Consider the following 854-nt stretch of genomic DNA (forward strand, 5'->3'; position numbering starts at 1 on the left):
GCCGACCACGGCTGGATCGCCGCGATCAGCAAGAACGCCGCGGACGCCGCCAAGCAGTACTCCGACGTGGAGCTCAAGGCGGTCGAGCCGACCAACGACATCAACCAGCAGATCTCGGCGGTGGAGTCGCTGATCCAGGCCAAGGTCAACGCGCTGGTGATCCTGCCCAACGACGGTGAGCAGCTCAACCAGGTCGCCCGTCAGGCGATGGACGCCGGCATCCCGGTGATCAACCTGGACCGGGTGTTCCCCGACAAGCTGTCGTACCGGACCTGGATCGGTGGCGACAACTACGGCATGGGCGTGGCCGCGGGTCACTTCATCGGCAAGACGCTGAAGGACAAGGGTGTGGCCGACCCGGTGATCCTGGAGATCCAGGGCATCGCGACGCTGCCGCTGACCCAGGACCGCAGCAAGGGCTTCGAGGACGCGCTGAAGACCTATGGTTTCAAGGTGACCGCGAAGCAGGACGCGAAGTTCACGGTGGAGTCGGGCACGCAGGTGGCGAGCAACCTGCTGCAGGCGCACAAGAAGATCGACGCGATCTGGAACCACGACGACGACCAGGGCATCGGTGTGCTGGCGGCGATCAAGGAGGCCGGGCGTGAGGAGTTCTTCATGGTCGGCGGTGCCGGTTCGGCGAACGCGATGCGTGACATCAAGGCCGACAGCGGTGTGCTGAAGGCGACGGTGACCTACAGCCCGACGATGGCCGCCTCGGCGATCAAGATCGCCCGGCTCATCGCGCAGGGCAAGGGCATGAGCGACCTGCTGGAGCAGCAGGTGCCGCAGTCCATCACGCTGACGTCGGAGACCGTCACCAAGGACAACGCCGACAAGTACCTGCCCACCGG

At 65.5% G+C, this 854-nt stretch carries 1 protein-coding gene; it reads left to right on the forward strand.

Annotated elements, in window-relative coordinates; translation table 11 throughout:
• The coding region (locus tag FED44_RS35455; RefSeq protein ID WP_138463407.1) for a substrate-binding domain-containing protein at positions 1–854 on the forward strand (854 nt) is incomplete at both ends.

Source organism: Microbispora triticiradicis, from assembly GCF_005864065.1.
GTDB lineage: Bacteria > Actinomycetota > Actinomycetes > Streptosporangiales > Streptosporangiaceae > Microbispora > Microbispora triticiradicis.